The 23811-nt window shown below is 65.7% G+C and carries 19 protein-coding genes; 13 read left to right on the forward strand and 6 right to left on the reverse strand.

All coding sequences use genetic code 11. The features are described 5' to 3' along the window. Window positions 1-462: 462 nt before the first annotated feature. Complete coding sequence (locus tag GXB81_RS19150; RefSeq protein WP_167041672.1) at window positions 463-1953, forward strand: RNA polymerase factor sigma-54; 1491 nt, start codon at window positions 463-465, stop codon at window positions 1951-1953. Between the two features lie 44 nt (window positions 1954-1997). Here GXB81_RS19150 and GXB81_RS19155 read toward each other — a convergent pair whose 3' ends face one another. After that, complete coding sequence (locus GXB81_RS19155; protein WP_241016436.1) at window positions 1998-2312, reverse strand: hypothetical protein; 315 nt, start codon at window positions 2310-2312, stop codon at window positions 1998-2000. A gap of 484 nt (window positions 2313-2796) precedes the next feature. Between GXB81_RS19155 and GXB81_RS19160 the strand changes: the two genes are divergently transcribed. The 5 genes from GXB81_RS19160 (at window position 2797) to GXB81_RS19180 (ending at window position 8376) form a co-directional block, all read left to right on the forward strand. After that, complete coding sequence (locus GXB81_RS19160; RefSeq protein ID WP_205990057.1) at window positions 2797-4602, forward strand: peptidase S10; 1806 nt, start codon at window positions 2797-2799, stop codon at window positions 4600-4602. Window positions 4603-4724: 122 nt separating this feature from the next. Beyond that, complete coding sequence (locus tag GXB81_RS19165) at window positions 4725-5462, forward strand: FadR/GntR family transcriptional regulator (RefSeq protein WP_167281794.1); 738 nt, start codon at window positions 4725-4727, stop codon at window positions 5460-5462. A 211-nt stretch (window positions 5463-5673) separates the two neighbouring features. Continuing rightward, complete coding sequence (locus GXB81_RS19170) at window positions 5674-6417, forward strand: (Fe-S)-binding protein (RefSeq protein WP_167041681.1); 744 nt, start codon at window positions 5674-5676, stop codon at window positions 6415-6417. After that, a complete protein-coding gene (locus GXB81_RS19175) occupies window positions 6414-7805 on the forward strand; it encodes a lactate utilization protein B (RefSeq protein WP_205990058.1) in 1392 nt (463 codons plus the stop codon). The genes GXB81_RS19170 and GXB81_RS19175 overlap by 4 nt, the downstream gene beginning before the upstream one ends. After that, a complete protein-coding gene (locus GXB81_RS19180) occupies window positions 7792-8376 on the forward strand; it encodes an LUD domain-containing protein (protein ID WP_205990059.1) in 585 nt (194 codons plus the stop codon). Before GXB81_RS19175 ends, GXB81_RS19180 begins: the two co-directional genes overlap by 14 nt. A gap of 40 nt (window positions 8377-8416) precedes the next feature. On the opposite strand, the gene GXB81_RS19185 is transcribed toward GXB81_RS19180, so the two are convergent. Together GXB81_RS19185 and GXB81_RS19190 are read right to left on the reverse strand one after the other, a co-directional pair. Further along, entirely contained in the window at window positions 8417-10990 is a 2574-nt protein-coding gene (locus GXB81_RS19185; RefSeq protein WP_205990060.1) for a mechanosensitive ion channel domain-containing protein, read from the reverse strand. Between the two features lie 576 nt (window positions 10991-11566). Next, window positions 11567-12997, reverse strand: coding sequence for a sigma-54 dependent transcriptional regulator (locus GXB81_RS19190; protein WP_167041694.1), 1431 nt, complete (start codon window positions 12995-12997; stop codon window positions 11567-11569). A 910-nt stretch (window positions 12998-13907) separates the two neighbouring features. Between GXB81_RS19190 and GXB81_RS19195 the strand changes: the two genes are divergently transcribed. The 6 genes from GXB81_RS19195 (at window position 13908) to GXB81_RS19220 (ending at window position 18825) form a co-directional block, all read left to right on the forward strand. Then, window positions 13908-14099 carry a hypothetical protein gene (locus GXB81_RS19195; RefSeq protein WP_205990061.1) on the forward strand — a complete coding sequence of 64 codons (192 nt, stop codon included), beginning with the start codon at window positions 13908-13910 and terminating at the stop codon, window positions 14097-14099. Between the two features lie 342 nt (window positions 14100-14441). Next, the gene (locus GXB81_RS19200; RefSeq protein ID WP_240162681.1) at window positions 14442-14741 is read left to right on the forward strand and encodes a hypothetical protein; all 300 of its coding nucleotides are present in this window, start codon (window positions 14442-14444) and stop codon (window positions 14739-14741) included. A gap of 92 nt (window positions 14742-14833) precedes the next feature. Then, window positions 14834-16036, forward strand: coding sequence for an AAA family ATPase (locus GXB81_RS19205; protein ID WP_167281783.1), 1203 nt, complete (start codon window positions 14834-14836; stop codon window positions 16034-16036). A gap of 139 nt (window positions 16037-16175) precedes the next feature. After that, complete coding sequence (locus GXB81_RS19210) at window positions 16176-17633, forward strand: nicotinate phosphoribosyltransferase (protein ID WP_205990062.1); 1458 nt, start codon at window positions 16176-16178, stop codon at window positions 17631-17633. Between the two features lie 153 nt (window positions 17634-17786). After that, window positions 17787-18326, forward strand: a complete 540-nt coding sequence (locus tag GXB81_RS19215; protein ID WP_205990066.1) for a nitrogen fixation protein NifQ — start codon at window positions 17787-17789, stop codon at window positions 18324-18326. 82 nt (window positions 18327-18408) lie between these two features. Continuing rightward, a complete protein-coding gene (locus tag GXB81_RS19220) occupies window positions 18409-18825 on the forward strand; it encodes a LysR family transcriptional regulator (RefSeq protein ID WP_205192809.1) in 417 nt (138 codons plus the stop codon). An 81-nt stretch (window positions 18826-18906) separates the two neighbouring features. Here GXB81_RS19220 and GXB81_RS19225 read toward each other — a convergent pair whose 3' ends face one another. The 3 genes from GXB81_RS19225 to GXB81_RS19235 form a co-directional block, all read right to left on the reverse strand. Continuing rightward, the gene (locus GXB81_RS19225) at window positions 18907-20277 is read right to left on the reverse strand and encodes a DUF2325 domain-containing protein (protein WP_205990063.1); all 1371 of its coding nucleotides are present in this window, start codon (window positions 20275-20277) and stop codon (window positions 18907-18909) included. A 167-nt stretch (window positions 20278-20444) separates the two neighbouring features. Continuing rightward, on the reverse strand, window positions 20445-21035 hold the full coding sequence (locus GXB81_RS19230) for a hypothetical protein (protein WP_345889832.1): 591 nt from the start codon (window positions 21033-21035) through the stop codon (window positions 20445-20447). A gap of 238 nt (window positions 21036-21273) precedes the next feature. Further along, window positions 21274-22161, reverse strand: a complete 888-nt coding sequence (locus tag GXB81_RS19235; RefSeq protein WP_205990064.1) for a LysR family transcriptional regulator — start codon at window positions 22159-22161, stop codon at window positions 21274-21276. A gap of 230 nt (window positions 22162-22391) precedes the next feature. On the opposite strand from GXB81_RS19235, the gene GXB81_RS19240 reads away from it, so the two are divergent. Next, window positions 22392-23811: MFS transporter (locus GXB81_RS19240; protein WP_205990065.1), on the forward strand; the 1420-nt coding region annotated here is incomplete at its 3' end.

The raw sequence follows: 23811 nt of genomic DNA on the forward strand, positions 1-23811 counted from the left end.
ATGATCCACGTAGAGCCGTTGCCACGACGACTCCATCGGGGCCTGTTTTTCGCCATCGCTCGACACCGAATGCGACGCTTGCAGGGACTTTTCTATTGGCCGAAGCTCACATCCGTCATGCCGAGTCGGGCCGCAAGCAGTGTGCCAACCACGTTCGTGCAGACGACTCATGCACACGTATCGCTGTCGAAAAAGCGTCGCGGCATCGGGTTCGTGGCCGAGGATGAGTGCATGAACGATACGCGTCGAGTTTCGCGTGGTCGTCCGATAACGTGGACCGGAAATTTCAGGGCGCTTGTAAAAAAGGGCGTCTCCCGCCTATGCAGATACGCGAGCCCGAATAGCCAAAGCGTAAATAAAACAGCAGCTTGAGAAACCTGGTACGACAGTTGCTCCAATGAGCGAAAGCAGCTTTCCTGGCCCTTGGCTGTTACGGCTATCAACGAACGGAATCTCACGCCAATGCCTTCCATCGAATTACGTACGAGGCAATCGCTTGCACTGACGCCTCGGCTTCAGCAATCGGTGCGCCTTCTGCAACTGTCGGCGCTGGAGTTTCAGCAGGAATTGCGCACGGCACTCGATACGAATCCGTTCCTCGAATACGATTCGTCGGAAACGGAAGACGTCGCGCTAGCCACGACGTCGCCGGCCGAAGAAGCGGGCGCGCTGCCCGCGGCCGATACGCTCGCCGCCGAACCCGGTGCGTTGCCCGCCGAAAACGCCGATGGCGACACGCTGGAAAGTACAGGTCAGGACGACATGCCCGGCGATTTTTCGGGCGACTACGGCGCTCGCACGTCGACACGTCAGAACGGCGATGCCGATGGCAGCGATCCGGCCGATTGGGCCCGCTCGCAGCCGACCTTGCGCGAGCAGTTGCACGATGCGCTGCGTCTTTACCGGCTCGACGACCGCGACCGCGCGGTGGCGCGCTTCATCATCGAGGCGCTCGACGACGACGGCTATCTGCGGCAATCGCTTGCCGATCTTGCCGACAGCGTGGCCGATAGCGTCGAACTCGAACCGGCCTTGACCGAGGAAGACCTGCTCGTCGCACTGCGTCTCGTGCAGTCGCTCGATCGCCCGGGGCTCGGCGCGCGTTCGCTGTCGGAATGCCTCGCACTGCAGATCAACGCATTGCCCGACGATACGCCCGGACGCGAGGTGGCGCGGCAGATCGTCGAGCATCATCTCGAACGTCTCGCGCGCCGCGAGCAGGCCGAATTGCAAAAGCAGATCGGCTGCGGCGCGGAAGAGTTGCGCGTGGCCTGCATGCTCGTGCGCAAGCTCGATCCGAAGCCCGGCAATTGCTATGGCCGCGCCGAGGACAACTACGTGGTGCCCGACGTGATCGTGCGTCAGGCGCGCAACAAGTGGGTCGTGTCGGTCAATCCGGCCGTGCAGCCGCGCGCGCGGATCCATCGCATGTATGCGCGGCTTTTCGCGCAGTCGGCGGGCGCGAGCCGTTCGCCGCTCGCGCAGCAGTTACAGGAAGCGCGCTGGCTGATCCGCAATGCGCAGCAGCGCTTCGATACGATTCAACGCGTCGCCGAGTGCATCGTCGCGCATCAGAAAGCGTTCTTCCAGTACGGCGAAATCGCGCTGAAGCCGATGGTGTTGCGCGACGTCGCGGACGAACTCGGTCTGCATGAATCGACGATCTCGCGTGCAACGGGCAACAAATACATGGCCACGCCGCGCGGCATTTTCGAATTCAAGCATTTCTTCCCGCGCGAACTCGGCACCGAAAGCGGCGGCACCTGTTCGGCCGCCGCGGTGCGCGCGCTGCTCAAGGAGATGATCGCCGCCGAGAACACGCGCGATCCGCTCTCCGACGTGACGCTCGCGAAGATGCTGGCCGATCAGGGCGTGCTCGTCGCGCGGCGCACGGTGGCGAAGTATCGGCATTTGATGAAGGTGCCGCCGGCGGAATTGCGCCGGCAGTTCTGATGGCAGGTTCAGGCGCAACGCGCCTGATCGCGCGTTCCTTACTATCATCGTCGGCTCGCGCGTGAGCCGCGCCACTCAGACTCCTCGTCATCCATCGTGCGCGCGAGGCCGATGCGCTCCCAGCCGGGGCAGCCCCAGACAGCCACAAACTCGATCTCGAAGCAGATGAGCTGCCACCCAAAAAGCCTGGCACGATGCCATGCGACCCAGTTCGCGAACAGCAGAATATAACGGCACTCTTCCTGCATGACCGGTTCGAACGCATCGATGAGTTCGGGCGGAAAGGAACCGGAGCGGCGTGCGAGTTCGAAAAATCCGAATGCAAAGAATCTGTCCACGCATTCGCCGTAGCCGGTCACGAGATAGGCTCACTCGGCGTCTTTCAATAGACATAGGGCGGCTCGCTGGCAAGCGTGATGCCGTATGCCCGCACATGCGCGATAGCACCTCTTTGCGGCGGCCTTCTTCCCATGCGTTGAGCGTGAGCGCGTTGGGCTGTTCCTGCGGCAGGTGCGGTACGCGAAAGCCGGGGCGGCAGCGTGGCATGCATCCTGTACCGGTTGCTCCATGGGCAACGCTCGGCAAGACGGCATCTTCGATTCTGCACGATGCACGACATACGTGCGAGGTCGCGGCGCGGCAGAAGCCATTTGTAATGTCGAACCCGTAACGACAGGACGGTTGACGTCGCGCGGACTTGCGTCAAGAATCGAGCGCCGGGTGCGTTCCTGAAGCGGATTGACGAGGCCTCATCCGGCGCTTCTTGCAGCGCTGCTTTCCGCACTTCTGCCCGCGCCTCATCCGGCAATTCCGGCGCGTCTCGACTCGTGGTTGGGGAACTTCATGATCCTTCGTTTCCGTGTTTCGTTGCACCGCTTCCATGCGGCGGGATGGCCGGTCGCGGCGCTGGCGGCGACGTTTTCCATCGTCACCCTGGCGTCGTTCAGTGAACGAAGCATGGCGGCCACCCCTGGCGATTTGCCGAATGCAACGCAAAGCGCGCAGGCGGTGGAGCGCGCGGCGTCCGGACCCGCCGCGAATCAGCCCACGCCCGGCAATGCGGGCGAGCCGAACGCCACGACCTCGCGCACCGGTACGGAGCCGCGCAAACATTCGGCTTCACAATGGAATACGCAAGCAGCAACGAATGCCTCGGACGCCACGGCAACATCGCATGCCACGGATACCACGGATGCCACACAACACGACGGCAAACCATCGACGCCCGCCATTCCCGTCCCGCCGGAAACCACGAGCGTCACCACGCATTCGCTGCGGCTCGATGGCCGCAAGCTCGACTACACCGCGACGGCCGGCAATCTGCTGCTGCATGACAAGACCGGCGCGGCCAACGCCAGTGTCTTCTATGTCGCCTACACGGTGCCGGGCAAAACGCCGGCGACGCGACCCGTCACCTTCCTGTTCAACGGCGGCCCCGGCGCCGGCAGCGTGTTCCTGATGATGGGCTCGTTCGGACCGAAGCGCGTACGCACCGCGAGTCCCGCGAGCACGCCGCCCGCGCCGTACACGTTCGAAGACAACCCCGACAGTCTGCTCGACACGACCGACCTCGTCTTTATCGACGCGGTCGGCGCGGGCCTGTCGAGGATCGTCGGACATGGCACGGGCAAGGATTTCTGGGGCGTCGACGAAGACCTCAACGCGTTCGCGCAGTTCATCGATCGCTATCTGACCGTGAACCAGCGCTGGGATTCGCCGAAGTATCTGCTCGGCGAATCGTATGGCACCGCGCGCGCCGCGATGCTCGCGTACAAGCTCGGGCAGAACAATATCGCGCTGAACGGCGTGATCCTGATGTCGTCGGTGCTCGATGCGTCGGCGTTCTCGCCGGGCTTCGATTTAAAGAGCGAGAGCTATCTGCCGAGTTTCGCGGCCATTGCGTGGTATCACGACAAGATCACGCCGAAGCCCGCGAGCTTGCCGGCGTTTCTCGACGAAGCGCGCGCGTTCGCGCGGGGACCTTACGCACAGGCCCTTGCGCGCGGCGATGCATTGCCCGATGCCGAGCGCGATGCGATTGCCGCGCGCGTTGCGTACTTCACCGGGCTCGACGTGGGCTATGTGAAGCGCAATCGTCTGCGGCTTTATCCGTCGCGTTTTCGCAGCGAGTTGCTGCGCGACCGCTCGCGCACCGTCGGCCGTTACGACGCGCGTTTCGAAGGCATCGACTTCGACGACGCCAACGAGCATCCCGACTTCGATGCGTCGGTGAGCGGTATCTCGAGCGCATTCGACGCGGCGCTGCATCGGCATTTCGCGGAAGACCTGCACTTCACGCCGGCGGACCGCTACGAGGTTTTCAACGACGACGCGCTGCGGCAATGGGACTGGAAGCATCGCGAGTGGTGGGGCGAGCGCTTGCAGTTGCCGTACCCGGCCGGCGATCTGGCCGAGGCGATGCGGCAGAACCCGCAGTTGCGCGTGATGTCGCTGAACGGCTACTTCGATCTCGCTACGCCGTTCTACGCGACCGAGTATGCGCTGGCGCATCTCGGCATCGATTCGCCACTGCGCGAGAACGTGCGCATCACGTACTATCCGACCGGCCACATGATCTATCTCGACGATGCCGCGCTGCATGTGCTCAAGCACGATCTGGCGGGCTTCTACGCCGCGCAGCCGCATTGAGTGTCCGCACGAAAGCGTGTCGCGCGCATGAAATCGGCGTGGAGTCGAAAGGTATAATTCCACGCACCGTGGGGCAGGCCGCCGCCGCTTGCTCCACCCACCGGTTTCACCGATCGCCGCCCATGCCATTCACCCCGATCCCGTCTTTTACGCGCAAACGCATTTCCGACGTGGTGTCCGACCAGGTCAAGCAACTGATCTCGGAAGGCACGCTGATGCCCGGCGACCGTCTGCCCGCCGAGCGCGATCTCGCGGCGCAGCTCGGCGTATCGCGGCCGTCGCTGCGCGAGGCGCTGATCCGGCTCGAAGCGGACGGCTATATCGAAACATCGGGGCGGGGCGGCTTCACGGTGGTCGACGTCACCGCGCCGATCATTTCGAAGCCGCTTGCCGAACTGCTGCTGCAGAATCCGCGTACCAGTGCCGACATTCTGGAGTTGCGCCAGGGGCTCGAAGCGATTTCGACCGTCTACGCGGCGCAGCGCGCGACCGCCGCGGACCTCGAGCGGATCGGCACGGCGTTCGAGGCGCTGAAGGCCGCTTCGCTGTCGCGCGATCGCACGAGCCTCGCCGAACTCGACGCCGCGTTTCACCTCGCGATTGCCGACTCCACGCACAACGTCGCGCTCGCTCATGTGATGCACGGGATTCATACGCTGATTCGCGAGGGTATGCGGCAATATCATCGCTTGATCGATTACGATGACACGATGGAAAAGCAGTTGATGGCTCAGCATCAGGCGATTTACGACGCCGTGATCGCACGCGATGCGCAAAAGGCGCGCAAGGCCGCCGAGCGGCATCTGGCGTTCGTGCGTGAAATCTATAAGGAAGACGCGGCAAAGCCGTCGCCGGCATAAATGCCCGATTCCCCGCGGCTCGCGCGTAGCGGCGAAGCACGCGGGCCAGAGCGCCACGGAACGGATTGACACCGATTGACACCACTCGTGGACTTTCTTATAGTCTTGGTCAGACCAACATGACCAAGTGAGCCGAAGTCGCCACGGCTGCCGGTGGCGGCCATGCCGGCCACGGTCCGATTGGCGTCATCCCCGCCTTTTTAAAAAGCCTATGAAAGTCGCGCTGTTTATCCCGTGCTTTATCGATGCGTTCTATCCGGAAGTGGGCATCGCCACGCTGGAACTGCTCGAACGCTTCGGCATCGAGGTCGACTATCCGCGCGAGCAAACCTGCTGCGGCCAGCCGATGGCCAATAGCGGCGCGCATGCCGACGCGGCCGCCACCGAGCGGCTTTTTGCGCGCAATTTCGCGGGCTACGACTATATCGTCGGGCCGTCCGCGAGCTGCATTCATCACGTGCGCGAACATCTGACCGCGCTCGAACAGACCGACGCAGTGAAGAAGGTGCGGGCGAGTGCCTATGAACTGGTCGAGTTTCTGCATGACGTGGTCGGCGCGCGGGAATTTCCCTGGGCCGAGTTTCCGCATCGCGTCGGTCTGCACAATAGCTGCAGCGCGCTGCGGCATCTGAAGGAGGCGTCGGTGTCGGAAATCAGGGGCACGCCGTTTTCGAAGCCGCGTACTTTGCTCGAAGGCGTGAAGGGCATCGAGTTCGTCAAGCCGGCGCGGCCCGACGAATGCTGCGGTTTCGGCGGCACGTTCTCGGTTACGGAAGAGGCGGTGTCGGTGCGCATGGGGCAGGACAAGGTGCGCGATCATCTGAATGCGGGCGCCGAGTACATCGTTTCGGGCGACATGTCGTGCCTGATGCATCAGCAGGGCTGCGCGGAACGCATGCAGGCCGAGGCGCGCTTCATCCATATTGCGCAGGTTCTCAATGGAGCGCGCGCATGAGCCGCATCGATCACGCCAAGGCCGCGGGCGCGTTCATCAAAAAGACCGAGCACGTCGCGTTTCACGATCGGCGTCTATGGGACTTGCGCGAGAAGCGCGACGCGCAGGCGCACGGCATCGCCGAATGGGAAACGCTGCGCGTGCTCGCGTCGGGCATCAAGGAACATACGCTGTCGCATCTGGCCGACTATCTCGAACAGTTTGCGGCGGCGGCCGAAGCGAACGGTGTGGTCGTGCATTGGGCCGCCACCGCCGAGGAGCACAACGCGATCGTCCATCAGCTGATGTCCGAGCGCGGCATGACGACGCTCGTGAAGAGCAAGTCGATGCTGACCGACGAATGCCGGATGCGCGAATACCTCGAACCGCGCGGTATCACGGTGATGGAAACGGATCTCGGCGAACGCATCCAGCAACTCGATCATCAGGACCCGAGCCATATGGTCGTGCCCGCCGTGCACAAGCTGCGCGCGGACGTGGCCGAACTGTTCGGCCGTACGATCGGCACCGATCCCGACAATAGCGACATTCACTATCTCGCCGAAAGCCAGCGCATGAATACGCGGCCGTATTTCGTGCGCGAAAAGACGGCCGGCATGACCGGCTGCAATTTCGCGGTGGCGGAAACGGGCACGGTGGTCGTCTGCACGAACGAGGGCAATGCGGACCTTTCGGCGAACGTGCCGCCGCTGCATATCGCGTCGATCGGCATCGAGAAGCTGATTCCGAAAGTATCGGACCTCGGCGTGTTCGTCCGCATGCTGTCGCGCAGCGCATTGGGTTCGCCGATCACGCAGTACACGTCGCATTTTCGTGCGCCACGTCCCGGCACCGAGATGCATTTCATCCTCGTCGATCATGGCCGTTCGGAGCGGCTCGCGATGGAGGACTTCTGGTACTCGCTCAAATGCATTCGCTGCGGCGCGTGCATGAATACGTGCCCCGTGTATCGGCGCAGCGGCGGGTTGTCGTATGGCGGCACCTATTCGGGGCCGATCGGCGCGATCATCAATCCGACTTTCGATCTGAAACGCTATAGCGCCTTGCCGTTCGCCTCGACGCTGAATGGCAGTTGCAGCAACGTGTGTCCGGTGAAGATCAATATTCACGAGCAGATCTACAAATGGCGCACGGTGATCGCCGAGCGCCACGAAGTCCCGTTCGTGAAGCAGGAAGTCCTGAAAATGGCAGGGCGTCTGCTCGCGAGTCCGACCTTGTATCGCGCGACGGTGTCGTCGATGGGCGGCGCATTGCGGCGCTTGCCGAATTTCGTGCTCTACAACCCGCTCAATATCTGGGGCAAGCAACGCGACTTGCCGGAAGCACCGAAGATGACTTTTCACGCATGGTACAAAAAGAATCGCGGAGGCGGCGATGACAACGCGTGAGGCTTTTCTCGCGAAAGTGCGTGCCGCGCAACCCGAGGCGCGGCCGCGTCCCGAGGTGCCGCTTTTCGAGTCGGCCGGCGGCGATCCGCGCGCGCGTTTCACCGCTGCATTGGAGGCGATGGGCGGCGCCTGCGTCGAAGCGTCGAGCGCGCGCGAGGTGAGTGCATTGATTTGCGAGCGCTTCGGCGCGACGGCTTCGGTTGCCTCGGCAACGCCCGAGATACCGGGCACGCGCGAGCTTGCCGCGGGCACGGCCCCGGCCTCGCTGCAGGACGTCGAGGTCGGCGTGGTGCGAGCGCGCTTCGGTGTCGCCGAAACGGGGTCGGTCTGGTTCAGCGAGCGCGAGTATGTGGTCAATGCGCTCGGCTATATCGTTCAGCATCTCGTGGTTCTGCTCGATCCGGCGCAATTGCTCGATGGCTTGCAGGACGTTTACCGCCGCGACGATTTTCGCGAGGCACGTTATGCGGCGCTCGTCACCGGACCTTCCGCGACCGCCGATATCGAAGGCGTGCTGATTCGCGGCGCCCAGGGCGTGCGCTCGCTGACGGTCGTATGGATCACGGCGTGAGGTATCGGGTGCTCGCGCCCGTCATGGGGCGCGGCACGTCTCACGCATGCGGCGACGCCGGCCCCGGATTGCCGGCCGGACCCGGCTCGACCGGTATCTGATCTTCCACCGGCGCGTCGCCCTTGCGGGACGCCTTGCTTTCCATCTGCCCATGTCCGGGCTCGTGCGGCGTGCGGGGATCGGTCTTCACCGCATGGCTCTCCGGGTCCCACGTCAGCAGATGGCGTTGCGGATTCGCGATCTCGATGCTGCGTTCGCTGAAGCGCTCGACGATGCGCCGGTTGAATTCGCGCTGCACGCCCCAGCGCGCCGTATCGCGGCATTGCATCTGACCGGCCAGCGTGACGGCCGAGCCGTCCACTGCATCGACGCCCCAGAACGCAAAGTCCGACAGGATGCCGTTCTGGAACTTCTCGTCGGTGCGCAGCGACGCGCCGATTTCCTTGAGCGTGTCGATCGCGCGCTCCACGTCCTGGCCGAACACGATGCTCACGCGCACGGCCGCATTGCCGAGTCCGCGATTGGTATTGTTCACGGTCGACACCGAACTGAACGGCACCGTGAACAGCGAACCATCGCTGCCGCGCAGCCGCACGGTGCGGATCGACAGATATTCGACGGTGCCCGACACGCCCGCGAGCGTGACCCAGTCGCTGACCTGCATCGCGTTTTCCATCAACAGGAAGATGCCGGTGATGAAGTCCTGCACGAGCTTTTGCGAGCCGAAGCCGAGCGCGACGCCGAAGATGCTCGCGCCCGCGAGCAGCGGCCCGATGTTCACGCCGAGCTCGCTCAGGCCGGTCAGCACGACGACGAGCGCGATCACGCAGAACAACGCGCTGCGCAGCATCGGCATCAGCGTGCGCAGCCGCGCGGCGCGCATCAGATCGCCGCGCTCGGTCCAGCTGTCGAGGCGCCGTTCGGCCGCCACGTTGACGGCTTCCCACACGGCCAGCGCAATCACCGCGGCCACGCCGATCGTCGCGAGCGCCGAGGCGAGCCGGTGGCCGATCGTGCCTGTGCGGAACAGATCGACGACGTCCACGCCCCATGCCTGCAACAGCGCGAGCGCGGTGACGATGCCGATGATCCAGCTCACGAGCCGCCGCAGCAGCGGGTAATAGCGGTACGCGTGCTGATGCACGAGCGAGCGCGATGCTTCGTCCTGCACATGAAAAATACGCGCGAGCGCGCCGAAGATCACGATCGACGCGAGCCGCGCGCCGACCAGGATCGCGAGCGTCATGCCGCCGACGTGCATGAGCGTGTGATAGCCGTTCTGCACGTCGAAGGCCCAGACGAACCAGAGCGCCATGACGATCACGACCGTGACCCAGGCCCATGCGTCGGCGAGCGCGTTGCCGAACATCTGCAACGATTCGTTCGTGGAGAAGCGCTGGCGGATGCGCTTGCCGACCGGCTTCGCGCAGCGCAGTACGAGGATCGAGATCATCACGTGGCCGACGAGCGCGACCACCTTCAGCAGCGCGAGATGCGCGGCGTCGTTCATGCCGAGCGCCTGCGCGACTTCGGCGAGCGCGACACCGGCGCCGACCACGCCGACGATGCGCGTGATCCACTGGAGCACGAACGCGGCCCACGCGTCGCCCATGCGCAGCAGCCGCAGACGCGGCGCGCCCGGCTGCAGGAAGCACGCGCCGACGATCACGATGCCGCGGCACAGCGTGTAGACGTCGACGAGCGAATCGAGCGCGCGGTCCTGCGGCGTACCGGTGTCGGTGAAGAACGACATCAGCGCGCCCGCCGCGCCGACGAAGACCGCGAGCGGCAGCAGCCGCAGCACGGTGATGAGCAGCGCGCGCGGCAGGCGTTGCAGCAGCGTCCAGTGATGCGTCGCGTTGCGCTTGCCTTCGGCCTCCTCGGCGGACGGCGTTGCTTCGGCGGCGGCCGGTCCGATGGCGACGGCCTGCGTCCCGGCTTCGAGCACGGGTGGCACCGGCGGCATGCGGGTCGGTACGTCGATCTCCTGCGGGTACGCGGCGCTGTCGCCGCCTTCATCCTGTTGCGTGCGCTCGCGACGCGCCGCGAGCGCCAGGTACGCGCGCCGCAATAGCCGGCGCGTCAGCCATTCGAGCAGCAGCGCCGGGATCAGCGCGGCGAGCAGCGACCACAGGACTTCGAACAGCACCGAGCGGGCCTGCGGATTGGTGAACTGCCAGTTCCACCAGGCGCGCACCGAGGCGACGTCGAGTAAGGCCGCGACCGAGCCGCGCAGCGACTTCGCCAGATACGCGGCCCAATACGCGCCACGGCGCGCGATCTGCGAGGCGAGACCGTTGGTTTTGAACGCGTCGGGTACGAGCGAGGCCGTGCCGCTGGCCGCAGCCGCAGCCGAGGCAGGGGGCGATGCAGCGGCTGGCGCGGAAGCGGGCGGCGCGCTCAGCGCGTCGGCGGCGGCGATCGCCTGCAGCGTAGCGGCGATTTGCGCGCGCCGCTGCGGATCGTCGAGTACCGCGAGTGCCTCGCGCGCCTGCTCCGGCGTCAGGCTGATCGCGGCAGCGGAAGCAGGCGAGGCGGCAGGCGTGGCGCAGAGGGCCGGCGCGGCGCCGGCAAGCAGGACAACGAAGAACCAGAGACGCAATAGTTTTTGCATGGGGTCTGAAGCAGATCTGAAGCGGCCGTAAAGCCAAGGGGATGCAACGAATGCGGACGATTGTGCCGGAATGCGGGACGTGTTTCAGCGACACTGACCAAGGACCGACACCCGCCGGGGCGCACAAGTTCCTCGCGCGGCGGTCCGCCGGACGGCCCGGAGCGCCTGGAGCGGGCAGAGACGGCGTGCTTGCCCGGGCTTACGGGCGAAGTAGCACGAAGCCTGCCCGGAGCCGGTTCAGGTGGAAAACAGAGGGGTGGAAAGGGCGTGGCGCGCTCGGGTAAACGGGCGTGACGGCGGCTCAGCAGCGTGTGGACGACCACTAGCGGATGCCGGCTCGCGGCACGAATCGCTACCCAGGAGTGGGGCAGGCCGAGGAGAAAATTCCAGCGATGCGACGGCGCGGCAAGTACGGTGCGACGATCTCAGTGCGGCGATCGCCACGGAACTCGATCACAGGACCCGATAAGCGTATGCAGTCAACCAGGCATGCGCCGTCACCGACAACAACACCAGGCGCTTTCAACCGCATGACCCTCGACCGGCCCGCCGCGCAAAAAAGCGCTTAAACCTCGCTCATGCCACGGACGATGCCTGCCGCTCCGCCTCGTCGTCGGCATCGGCGCCGCCCTGCGCGCCGCGTGTGCCGCCCGGCTCCTGATGCAGCCGGTTCGCATGCATGAGCCGGTACAGCGTCGCGCGCGAGATGCCGAGTTCGGCCGCGGCATCGGAGAGCTTGTAGCCGTGCCGCAGCAACGCCTGTTCGATGCCGTCTTTCTCGGCCTTGCTGCGGATTTCCGCGAGCGTGATGGCCGGGCCGCCATGCGTTTCCGGCAAGCCGAGATCGCTCGCGGTGATGAAGCGGCCCTCGCTCATCACGACCGCGCGGCGCACGCAGTTGATCAACTCGCGCACGTTGCCCGGCCACGGATAGTTCGACATCGCGACGATCGCGTCGCTCGACAGCCCGCGCAGTTTGCGCGCGCCGTCCTGGCGATACATGCTGAGCGCATAGTTGGCGAGCAGCTTGATGTCGCCGCCGCGCTCGCGCAGCGGCGGCTCGACGAGGCGCAGCACGCAGAGCCGGTGATAGAGGTCGGAGCGGAAGCGGCCGTCCTCGACCGCGCGGTCGAGATCGACGTGGGTCGCCGAAATCACGCGCACGTCGATGCTGATCGGGCCATTGCCGCCGAGCCGCTCGATCGTGCCTTCCTGCAGAAAGCGCAGCAGCACCGCCTGGCACTCGTGCGGCATGTCGCCGATTTCGTCGAGAAAGAGCGTGCCTTCGTGCGCGCTTTCGATGCGGCCGATCTTGCGTTGCAGCGCGCCGGTAAACGCGCCGCGCTCATGGCCGAACAGTTCGGCCTGCAACAGGCTCGGCGGGATCGCCGCGCAATTGATCGCGACGAAGGGGCGGCTCGCGCGCGGCGAGCGCTCGTGAATCGCACGGGCGGTCAGTTCCTTGCCCGTGCCCGATTCGCCCGCGATGAATACCGGCGCGTCGGTCACGCCGCATTTGTCGATGCGGCGGTAAAGCTGCTGCATCGGCTCGCTTTGCCCGACCATGCCGTGCCGGCCGAGCGAGGGCTCCGGCGCGATGCGCGGCTGGCGCAGGCTGGAGAGGCCGTGCGCGTGCCCGAGCGCGAACACGAGCCGGTCGTTGAGCCACGGCTGCGTGACGAAGTCGAAGCAGTAATCGAGGATAAAGCGGCTGACCAGTTCGTTCTCGCTCTGGCCCGGCACGATCTGCGCGACCCAGTTGGTCTGGACGCCGCACATGCACGAGGCCAGTGCGGAGAGTTGCTGCGAGGTGCAGTCTTCGGGCAGTTGCACGAGACCGACCTTGATGTTGCCGCGTTCGATCATCCGTTCGGCGGCGGCTGTGCTTTTCGCATGCACGGCTTGCCAGCCGGACGCGGCCAGAAATTCGACGAGCTTAGGGTCGGGCGAGTTCGCCACGCACAGAACGGTGCGCTCCGTGTCGGCAGGCGTGCAGGTGGTAGTCATGATTCCCCCGGTTCGATACAGCTGTCAGGACTGCTGTGCGACGTACTGGCCAGATAGGCCGTGCGCGCGCCAGCCGCCTGTGCCTTCTGCAGGCCGCTCCGGTTGCACGGTTCCGGAGCCGCCCTCAACGCGTAACGGTCAGAGACAAGCCGGTAGCGACGCACAGACGGCAGCGGCGGATCGCGGAAACGGGAGCGGCGTGGTGCGAACCGCCACGCACTCGATGCGGGATGAATCAGGCAATGGCGCCGCAAATAGCGTTCATTGCTGAAACTGCCCGGCGACTTTATCCCCGAATCGTGAAAACCACTAGAACCGATTGTCTCGCTCACTGCCTGATTTGTTTGCCTCGTTGACCCGATATCGGCGCTCTGATTGGCACATAGCCCCTTAACGATAAGCGAAAGCGACCAGGAGCGCCATACGAACATGCATGGATAAAGAAAGGATTTGCACGTTATCGGACTGACTTGAGCGGCTAAAGAATAAACGGTCAAGCCCACTTATGAGTGGCATCTAACATTAGATGACAAACTTCTAAGCATTTAGCGAAGTCACCGGTTCGCGACAGGCATGCGCGCGTGTTTCAAGCTTGCGACAGATTGGGCAGGCTCCGGCGGGCCGGTTTGCCGTTGCGCCGCGAGCGGTATCTTTGACCGGCCGCGCCGCGCAAGCCCCGCGCGGCCGGACCCGCGTTGCCCATGGCCGGGGGCGCGAGCCGGTAAATCGCGCCACGCGGAGCGTGATCGGATCACGAGGCTGCTTTATAGCGTGTCACGAACGAATCAATGCGCGCTATGCGGAGTGCGCGGACCGAAGGCGGGACGGCAAAAGCGCCGCGTCGGATCGCGAATGCCGACGATCGCACAAGGCTTTGACGGCACCGGCGGCGCTTGGAACGGGTGTTGGCATGGCCATTGCAACAGGACGCCCGCATAAAAAAGTTTTTGCCGCCGCTTCAATGGCACGGGGAAAGCCGGATTTAAAAAAATGGCGGCAAAAACAGGTTACTCGCGGACATGGCCGGGGAAGCCAATATCTGTTTGCGGTAGCGCGGCGGGGCCGAATAAAAAAGCAAGCGTCGGATAAAAAAGATGAGTGAAAGATTTTTGAAATCGGTCATTCAGAATCGAGCGACGAGAGGTATCGGACTCACCGTTTTCCTTTTCGGCTTTTGGTCAGGCCGACACGAAAAGGACGACGATAACGACAGGTGATGCGATTGCAACGTTTGCGAGCGACGCGCCGATCGAACGGAAGGGGCAGCGCCGGATCAGGACCTGGCCGGCGCGATGAAGCGGGGAGAGAGGCCACAGTCTCCGTAGAGAGACGGAGGTACGAGGTGAACTGGGTGCCGTGTCCGTGGTTCGACACGGGCACGGCGGCCCGGACGAGCGCCGGACTGTGCCGCATGGCGCAGTCCTGTCCGATATCGGGGGATGTCATGGAACAACTGATTCGCAAGCCGGCCGCCGTCCGCGCGGCCGGTGTTTCGAGGGCTCGCGGACTGGTCTGGCGGCGCCATGTGGTGGCGTCGCGGGCGCGCTTCTTTGCCGAGGCGCGCGTGTCGTCGGTCGATCTGTTGACGCTGGTGGTCGCCGATGCACTCAGGCGCAAGGCGCAGGCCGAGATCCGGCGCGACCTGCTGCGCGACGCCCTGTATGAAATGCCGCCGGCATGCGGGCGGCAAGCCGAACGGGACGTGCGGCGGCCATCGGAGGATGACGACGAAGGCGGCTCGTAGCGCGACGCCGATCGACAAAGCAGGTCACCCCTTCCGTACAAGAGTACAAGAAAGAGCTGCCGGAAACGCCCTCGCGGCGCCGCAGACACGCCATGATCGAGATTTTCCTGATTGCCGCCAGCACCGAAAACGCGCAGCGCGTCGTCGAGCGGCTCGACGACAGCGGTGTGCGTTACCGCCTGCGTACCGCCTACGGTTCGGTCCGGCAACTGCGCATGCATGCGCATCTGATCCGTAACGCCGACCTGCTGATCGTCGACGACGCCAATCTGGACGCGCACGGGCTGGACGGCATCGAGGAAACGCTGGCCTGCGCGCCCACGCTGCATTGCATGCTCGTGACGCCTGCGCCGTCGAGCGCGTTGCTCGGCGCGGCGATGCGCGTCGGCGTGAGTCACGTGCTGTCGTGGCCGCTCGAACCCGAGGCCGTCGGCGACGCGCTCGCGCGGATCGACGCGGCGAAGGGCGGCTGCGAGCAGCGCGGCGCGCGTATCGTGTCGCTCGCCTCGAGCAAGGGCGGCAGCGGCACGACGCTGGTCGCCGTCAATCTCGCCTGCGCGCTCGCGGCGCAGCGCAACCGCCGCGTGCTGCTGATCGACCTGAGCCAGCAATTCGCCGACGCCAGCCTGCTGCTGGCCGACCGGCCGCCGCCGATGACGCTGGCCGATCTGTGCGCGCGCGACGAGCCGCTCGACGCGGGGCTGTTCGATGCCTGCGCGATGCACGTGCGCCCGAATCTCGATCTGCTGGCCGGCGCGGGCGATCCGCTGAAGGCCGCCGAACTCCTGCCGGCGCAGCTCGAGCGCGTGCTCGCATGGGTGCGCGAGCGCTACGACGCGGTGCTGATCGACATCGGCCAGAGCCTCAATCCGCTAACGATCCGCGCGCTCGCGCATAGCGACGCGATCTGCATGGTCGTGCGGCAACATCCGCTGCACCTGCACGGTGCGCGCCGCATGCTCGATATTTTTCGCGAACTCGGACACCCGGCGAGCAAGGTGCGTGTCGTCGTCAATCAATACGAGAAGAACGCACGGATCAATCTGCCGATGCTCGAGCGCACGCTCGGCGCGAAGGTCGCGCATCAGTTGCCGCGCGACGACCGGCACGTCAACGACGCGTTGAGCCGCGGTGTGCCGGTCGTCATTGCCGCGCGCGACAGCACGCTCGCGCAGGGCCTCGGCCTGCTCGCGAACATGCTGTGGCCGGCCGGCGCCGAGCGCCACCGCAGCGTGCCCGGCCGTCTGCTCGCGGCCTGGCCCGAGGTGCTGCCGCAACTGAAGCCCGGCGTTTGAGGCCGCGCACGCCCGGGCGCTCGCGTGCATATCGGAGTAAGGTCAAACAGACCGGCGATTCCCGGTATATTGCGACGGTATAGGGGGGCGCCGACGATGAGACGGCCCCGCCGTCCAGCCACTCCAGCGAGACATTCACGTGAGCGCAGCACAGTCCACACCCGACGCGCAGGGTCGTTCCGACTTCGCGTCGATCCTGGCCAATCCGATTCTGAACACGGATTCGTATAAGGCATCGCACTACCTGCAATATCCGCCCGATGCCTCGGCAATGTTCTCGTACGTCGAATCGCGCGGCGGGCGCTATGAGCGTACGCTGTTCTTCGGCCTGCAGATGCTGCTCAAGGAATACCTGTGCCGACCCATCACCACGGCGATGATCGAGCAGGCGCGCGGGTTCTTCAGCGCGCATGGCGAGCCGTTCAACGAAGCGGGCTGGCGTTACGTGGTCGAACAATACGGCGGCTATCTGCCGGTGCGGATTCGCGCGGTGCCCGAAGGCTCGGTCGTGCCGACGCACAACGTGCTGATGACGGTCGAATGCGACGACCCGCAGGTGTTCTGGCTCGCCTCGTATCTGGAGACGATGCTGCTGCGCGTCTGGTATCCGGTCACGGTCGCGACGCAAAGCTGGCATCTGCGCAAAACGATTCGGGCGTATCTGTGCAGGAGCAGCGACGACCTCGCGCAACTGCCGTTCAAGCTGCACGATTTCGGCGCACGCGGCGTGTCGAGCGCGGAGTCGGCGGCGATTGGCGGAGCGGCGCATCTCGTCAGCTTCATGGGCTCGGATACCGTGCTCGGCGTGCTTGCCGCGAATCATTACTACAACGAAAGCATGGCCGCGTTCTCGGTGCCGGCGGCCGAGCACAGCACGATCACGTCATGGGGCCGCGAGCGCGAGATCGACGCGTACCGCAACATGATCGCGCGCTTCGGCAAGCCGGGCGCGATCGTGTCGGTGGTGTCCGATTCGTACGATCTGTTCGCCGCGCTCGACGCATGGGGCACGGAGCTCAAACAGGCCGTGCTCGATTCCGGCGGCACGCTCGTGATCCGGCCCGACTCGGGCGATCCGCGCACGATCGTATTGGAGACGCTGCGCCTGCTCGAAGCGTCGTTCGGCGCCGTGACGAACAGCAAGGGACGGCGCGTGCTCAACAACGTGCGCGTGATTCAGGGCGACGGCGTGAACCCCGATTCGATCGAGGCGATTCTCGTCGCGATGGACGAGGCCGGTTTCGCCACCGACAACATCGTGTTCGGCATGGGCGGCGCGCTGTTGCAGCAGATCAATCGCGACACGCAGTGCTTCGCGATGAAGTGCTCGGCGATCCGCCTCGGCGACACATGGCACGACGTGTCGAAGGACCCGGTCACCGATCACGGCAAGCGCTCGATGAAAGGGCGGCTTACGCTGCTGCGCCATCGCGTCACCGGCGAGTACCGCACGGTGACGCTACCGCTCGCGTGGGATGAACGCACCGTTGCCGACGAATGGGACGAGGCGCTCGTGACGGTGTTCGATTCGGGGCGCCTGTTGAGCGACGTGTCGCTGGCCGAGATCAGAAGCCGAGCGCATGAGGATGAGGTGTGAGATGCGCGTGGACTTCTTTGGTGATGTGGGTTCGTCATCGATCATGGCGGGGCCATGATGCGGCCAGATGATCCGTTTGCACGAATGACGGGCGCCGCGGCGAACGGCGGCGACGTGCTGCAATGGCCGGCCGATGCGCGAGTCGCAGAGTGTATGCGTGGCTGGTTGAACGAGGCCACGCGCGCGGACCATCCCGACACGCGGCTCTTCGCCAAACTGATCGCAGAGCGCGACGCACGCAACGAACTCGCGTTGCTCGGTTTGCCGCTGCCCGAATGGCGCGCATTGCTCGCGCGGCATTTTGGCCGCGCGACGAAATCCGCGTTACCGCAATCGCTGCCGCTCAGCCTCGAAGAACGCGCGCGCTTCATTCGCGCGCTCCACGCGCTGCTGCTTGCCCATGCCAGCGGCACGGTCCATGCAGACGACGCGCGCTGCCTCGCCACGATCATCGCGCACGCGTGCCTGCGTCCCGATCATTTGTGGCGCGACCTTGGCCTTGCCGGCCGCGACGAAGTCACGTGGATGCTCACACGCTATTTCCCGTCACTCGTCGCGTTGAACGTCGAGAACCTGCGCTGGAAGAAATTCCTCGCCGCGCAATGCGCGCTTTCGCTGGGGTTGCAACCGGGACCGGCGCCGGGTTGCCCCGGCTGCGAGGACTACGGGTATTGTTTCCCACCGCGCCGCTGATACCTCATTGACACGCCGCTGACACCCCGCTGAGGCCCACGGTCAAGTGGCGGCGCGGGGCGCTTCGTGTATGCTTGCGCGCATGGCCGACACCGCTAAGACCGCGAAATCCGCGAAACCCCAATCCGCTCCGGCGACGAAATCCGCGAAGGTGCGTCCCGAAGTGCGCTTCAGAATGCGCATCCGTCATGGCGAGTCGGTCGCGCTCGGACCGGGCAAGGTCGATCTGCTCGAAGCGGTGCGCGAATATGGCTCGATCTCGGCGGCGGCGCGCAGTCTCGACATGTCGTACCGGCGCGCGTGGCTGCTGATCGACGAGCTGAACCGCTCGCTGAAGTCACCGGCCACGCATTCGGAGCAGGGCGGGCAAAGCGGCGGGGGCTGCACGCTGACGCCGGTCGGCGAAACCATCATCCGGCTGTATCGCGAGGTCGAAGAGGAGGCGCGCCGTAGTTGCTCGAAGCAGATCGGCGAACTGGTGAAGCTGATCCGCTCCTGAGCGGCGCGCTCGCATGCCGCGCCGGGTTATGCCGCTGGGTTAGCCTCGATATATCGCGCCATGCCGCCTCAGGTGCGGCGCTCAACCATGCCGCAGACAGAACGACGAAGGCGGCACCTGGCGAAGTTGCGCGAGATGTTCGGGATGCAGCCGCGCCATCAATTCGACGAAGCTCGCGACGCTCGCCGTGCGCAACGGGTGATAGTCGATTCCGTGACGTTCGCAGACCCGCTTGAGCGTGTTCATCGAATCGTGGTCGACACAGTCCACCGGAAACACGACGATATCGGCGCCCGGCAACGCGGCGGCCAGCAAGCCCTTGCGATCCTCGACCCCGCCGTCGTGCAGCACCAGTTCGCCGCCGGCCGCATCGACGAGCCGTTTGAGCGCGGCGTTCGAGCCGGGCCGGCCACCCACGTAGACGATCCGCTTGCCCTGCACGCCGTCGAGGCTCGCACGGCGCGCGCCCGCGCCGCCGGCAGCGGGCGTGGCCGTGGCGTGCGTGGCTTCGGCGGCATCGACGGTGGCGCGTTCGAGCGCATCGCATTCGCTTTGCACGAGCTTCAACTGCGCGAGCGCCTGGTCGCGGCTGCCGCGTAGCGCGAGCGCGGCTTCCTGTTCCTGCTGCATGCGCTGCTCGGCCGCTTCGCGGCGGCTCGTCTGCAGCGCAATGCGTTGCTCGGCATCGGCGAGCCGTTCGCGCAGATAGGCCAACTCGGCTTCGAGGCCGGCGGCATCGGCGGGCAACTGGCGTGCCGCCTGAAGTTGCGCGATCTGCCCGTCGAGCGCGGCGACCGATTTATCCCGCTCGACGCCGAGTTCCTGCAGACGGTTCTGTTGCCGCTCGATCTTCTCCTTCAACGCGACGTTTTCCGCTTCCAGGGCGACGAGCCGCCGGATATCGGCGCGATTGGCCGCGCCGACCAGATGCGAGAGCATGTGCAGGTCGCCGAATGCTTTCTGGCGCACGGGCATCGTCGTGAGCGGATGCGTCATCAGCGCCCAGTAGGCGGGCGGGATATCGCCGTTTTTCAGCGCTTCGTCCCAGAGCTTCAGGAGTTCGAAGTCGTCGGCGGCCTTTTCGAAGCGGCGCACCGCACCCGCGTAGCGTTCGTCGAGCAGCTTGTGCAGCGCTTTCGCGCCCGCGCCGCCTTCGATCGCGAGTTCGACCGCCGTGTGATGGATGTCGAGGTCGCTCGCGTCGTGACGGTCGAGGTTCGTGAATTTCGGCACCAGCTTGCGCAATTCGTGCGTGCCGAGGCAGGTGCCGATGATCGAGCAGTGCAGATGGCTGTCGAGTTCGGACAGGCGCGCACGGCGCTTGACGGTGGGCGGCATGGCCTGCGACGGCGCGCAGCATGCGTCGATTGCGCGAATGCCGGTGCTCGCGAGTTCGTCGCCGGACAGTTTCAGACGCGAAGGCTGGGCAAGGGGAAACGGGGGCGTGTGCATGAAGGTCTCGAATCCGGTTCGTGTCAGTCGGGCCGCGTGCTTGCGCCCGCGTTTATCGTGCGAATGGCGCGCAGGGCGTCGCCTGCGATGTATTCGCGTCGATATAACGAGGGGCGAAAAAAAGCGTTCATGGGCGGCGTTCGTGCATCGGGGTATGAGTCGGCGGGTCAGTCGGCGGGGTGAACCAGCGTTGCTCCGGCGTGTTCATGCGGCGCTTCGGCGGCCACTGCCGCTGCCACGGTCGCGGTTCTCGCGCTTTGCGAGCGGCGCACCGCGGCGCGTTCGCGCTGGGCCGCGGAGCGCAGCACGGGACGAATCGCTTCGCCGGCCGGTCGCGCATGCTGTTCGAGCACGTGCCCGACGCAGAGGCCGACCATCGCGGCGTCGAGCCGTTCGAGTTCGGCCACCGCCTGGCGCAACGCGGGCAGATCGTTGCTGAGCGCGTCGGAGAAAATCGCATCGCGCAGATGCTCGGCGAGACGCGCTTCCTCGATCGTCGCTTTCAGTTCGCGCAGACGCGCGAAGGCGTTCGCGCGCGCCCGTCCGGCGAGGAGCGACAGCAACGGATTCAGCGCATGCGAGCCCGATGCGCCGATGGCCGCGATGCTCGACGGGTCGCCGCCGAGCATCGCGACGAAGCGCTGCACGCTGCCGTACAGGCGCCGGTAGGCGTCGACGACGTCGCGGATCGTTTCGGCCCGTCCGCGCCCGGACGCGGACTTCACCGCGACGATGGCCGACGATATCTCGTGCGCCACACGCTGGCCGTGCCCGGATTGAACGCGCGACCCGGGGGCCGGCAAAGTGGATCGACTGCGCACCGCTGAGGGCTCCTGCTGATTCGTTGCGCCTCGCCGTGGTTGCGGCAAAGCCTAGCGTAATATCCGTCAGGATATAACGAAAGCGGCCGTATGTGTTGCGGCGGACGCTGACGGTCGTGCGCTTTTGCTCGTAGACACGATCGACGCGAGTCTCCATGCGGAGCAGCGGTGCGTGTCAGCCCAGGTTTTTGACGCCGCGCGCGAAGCGCAGAAACGCCTTCACGGCCGGCGCCCGCTCGTACTGGCGGAACGCGAGCGCGATTTCCGAGGCAATCGGCTGACCGGCGATGTCGCGATACGCGACGCCGGGCAGCGCGATGCAATCGGCGAGTGTATGCGGCACGACCGCCACGTTGCCGCCGAGCGACACGCAGGCGAGTACGGCCGCGAGCGTGCCGGGGCGAGGGCCGAGACGCGGCGAAAAGCGGCCGCGCCGCGCGACTTCGAAGGTGCCCGATTCCTGTTCGGGCAGCGCGAAGCACTGGTCGCGTAACTGCGCGGGCCGCAGGCTCGCCGACGCCGCGAGCGGAGAGCTGGCCGGCAGCGCCAGTACGAATCGATCGCGATGCACGGTCACGGCCTGAATGCCGCTCGCGAGCGGCATCGGCGGGCGGATGTAGGCGGCGTCGAGCAGACCGTCGCCGAGCATGCCGGCGACTGCGTCCATCGGGACTTCCTGGATCGCCACCTCGACGCCGGGATGCGTGCCGCGAAATCCGCCGACCGCCTTCTGCAGGACGCCGACATACACCGCCGACGCCACATAGCCGACCTCGATGCGCCCCAGTTCGCCACGCTCGGCGAGCATCGCGCGCTGCCCGGCGCGTTCGAGATGGTCGAGCGCCGCGAGCGCCTCGGCGAGATAGGCGCTGCCCGCCGCGCTCAGCGCGACCGAGCGCTTGGTGCGGTAAAAGAGCCGCGCGCCGACGAGCCGCTCGGCTTCCTGGATCAGCCGCGTCAGCGACGGCGCGGCGATGCCGAGTTCGTCGGCGGCGCGCGCGAAGTGCAGTTGCCGCGCGACGCAAACGAAAGCGCGGATATGGCGCAATTCAAGTTGCCGCATGGTTTTTCGGTATTGCTTTCAGGGACAATTATTCTTCGATTCTATGTCAATGACAGACAATAATGACTTCGCTACGATAGTGTGGCTTTCGCTTCGTGCCCGCTTCGTAGCCGCTTTTTGGCCTGCTTTGCGCATCTGCTTCGTATCAGCCAGCTAGCGCGCTTTGAAAACCTTTCGTCCAATCGCTATCCGCGCCTGATCCGCCCTTAATCCGTTCCGAATCCGCCTGTATGTCACTGATCCCCGGCCGTCGCGCATCGTCTGCGCAGGAACCTCCCGCCCGTCCCGGCTTCGTGCTCGCCATCGCTTCGGCCACCTGCGCGTTGATCGTGCTCGACACCAATGTCGTCGCCGTCTCGCTGCCGTCGATCGCGCGCTCGTTCCACGCGAGTTTCGCCGACGTCGAATGGGTTGTCAGCGCGTACATGGTCGCGTTCGCGTCGTGTCTGCTGCCGGCGGGCGCGCTCGCCGACCGGGTCGGCCGCAAGCGCATGCTGCTGACCGGTCTCGCGGTGTTCCTGCTGGCCTCGCTCGGCTGCGGCCTCGCGCCTTCGGCGCTGGTGCTGAACCTCGCGCGCGCGCTCAAGGGCGTGGGCGCCGCGATGCTGCTGACCGCGGCGCTCGCGGTGATCGCCAACACCTTCCACGACCCCGTTGCCCGCGTGCGCGCGTGGGCCGTGTGGGGCACCTGCATGGGCGTCGCGACGACGGTCGCGCCGCTGGTCGGCGGCGTGATTACGCAATGGCTCGGCTGGCGCTGGATCTTTCTGCTCAATCTGCCGGTGTGCGCCGTGCTCGGCTGGTGCGCGGCGCGCGAGCTGCGCGAATCGCGCAACCCGTCGCCCGGTTCGCTCGACGCGGCCGGCAGCCTGCTGTTCGGGCTCGCGCTCGCATCCGGCATCTGGGCGCTGATCGAAGTGCCGTCGCATGGCCTCGCGAGCTGGGCCACCGGTGCGCGGCTCGCGGCGTGCGTGCTGCTTGGCGGCGCGTTCGTGCAATTGCAGCGCGTCCGCGTTCACGCGATGGTCGATCTTGCCCTGTTCCGGCAACCGCGCTTCGTCGCCGCGGTGCTCGCGATGTTCGGCTATGCCGCCTGCGCGCAGGTGATGATGACGTTCCTGCCGCTGTATCTGCAAAACGCGTTCGGTCTGCCGGCGATCGCCGCCGGTGTCGGCATGCTGCCGTTCGCGCTCGCGATGGTGGCGGGGCCTTACCTCGGCGCGCGCCTTGGCCGACGCGTTCCGCAAATGACCCTGCTGAGCGTGGGCCTGCTGCTGATCGCGCTCGGCAATCTGCTGACCGCGCTCGCGGCCGGCGGCGAGCGCTACGCCTGGGTCGCGTGCGGGATGGTCGTGACGGGGCTCGGCGCGGGTGTGCTGAACGGCGATACGCAGAAGGCGATCATGGCATGCGTGCCGCCGGAGCGTACCGGCATGGCGTCGGGCATCAGCACGACGACGCGCTTCACGGCGATCGTCATGTCGGTCGGCGTGCTCGGCGCGGTGCTCGCGGCCCGCACCGAGGCGAGCTTCCTCGCGACCACGCCGCTGACGGCTCCGGTACGGGCCGCGCTCGACGCCGGTTTCATGTCGCGCGTGATGGCGGGCGATGCGGCGCAGGCCACCGCGCGGTTGTCGCCGGCCTTGCAGG

Origin of the sequence: Paraburkholderia sp. Ac-20336 (assembly GCF_017105025.1) — a bacterium.
GTDB lineage: Bacteria > Pseudomonadota > Gammaproteobacteria > Burkholderiales > Burkholderiaceae > Paraburkholderia.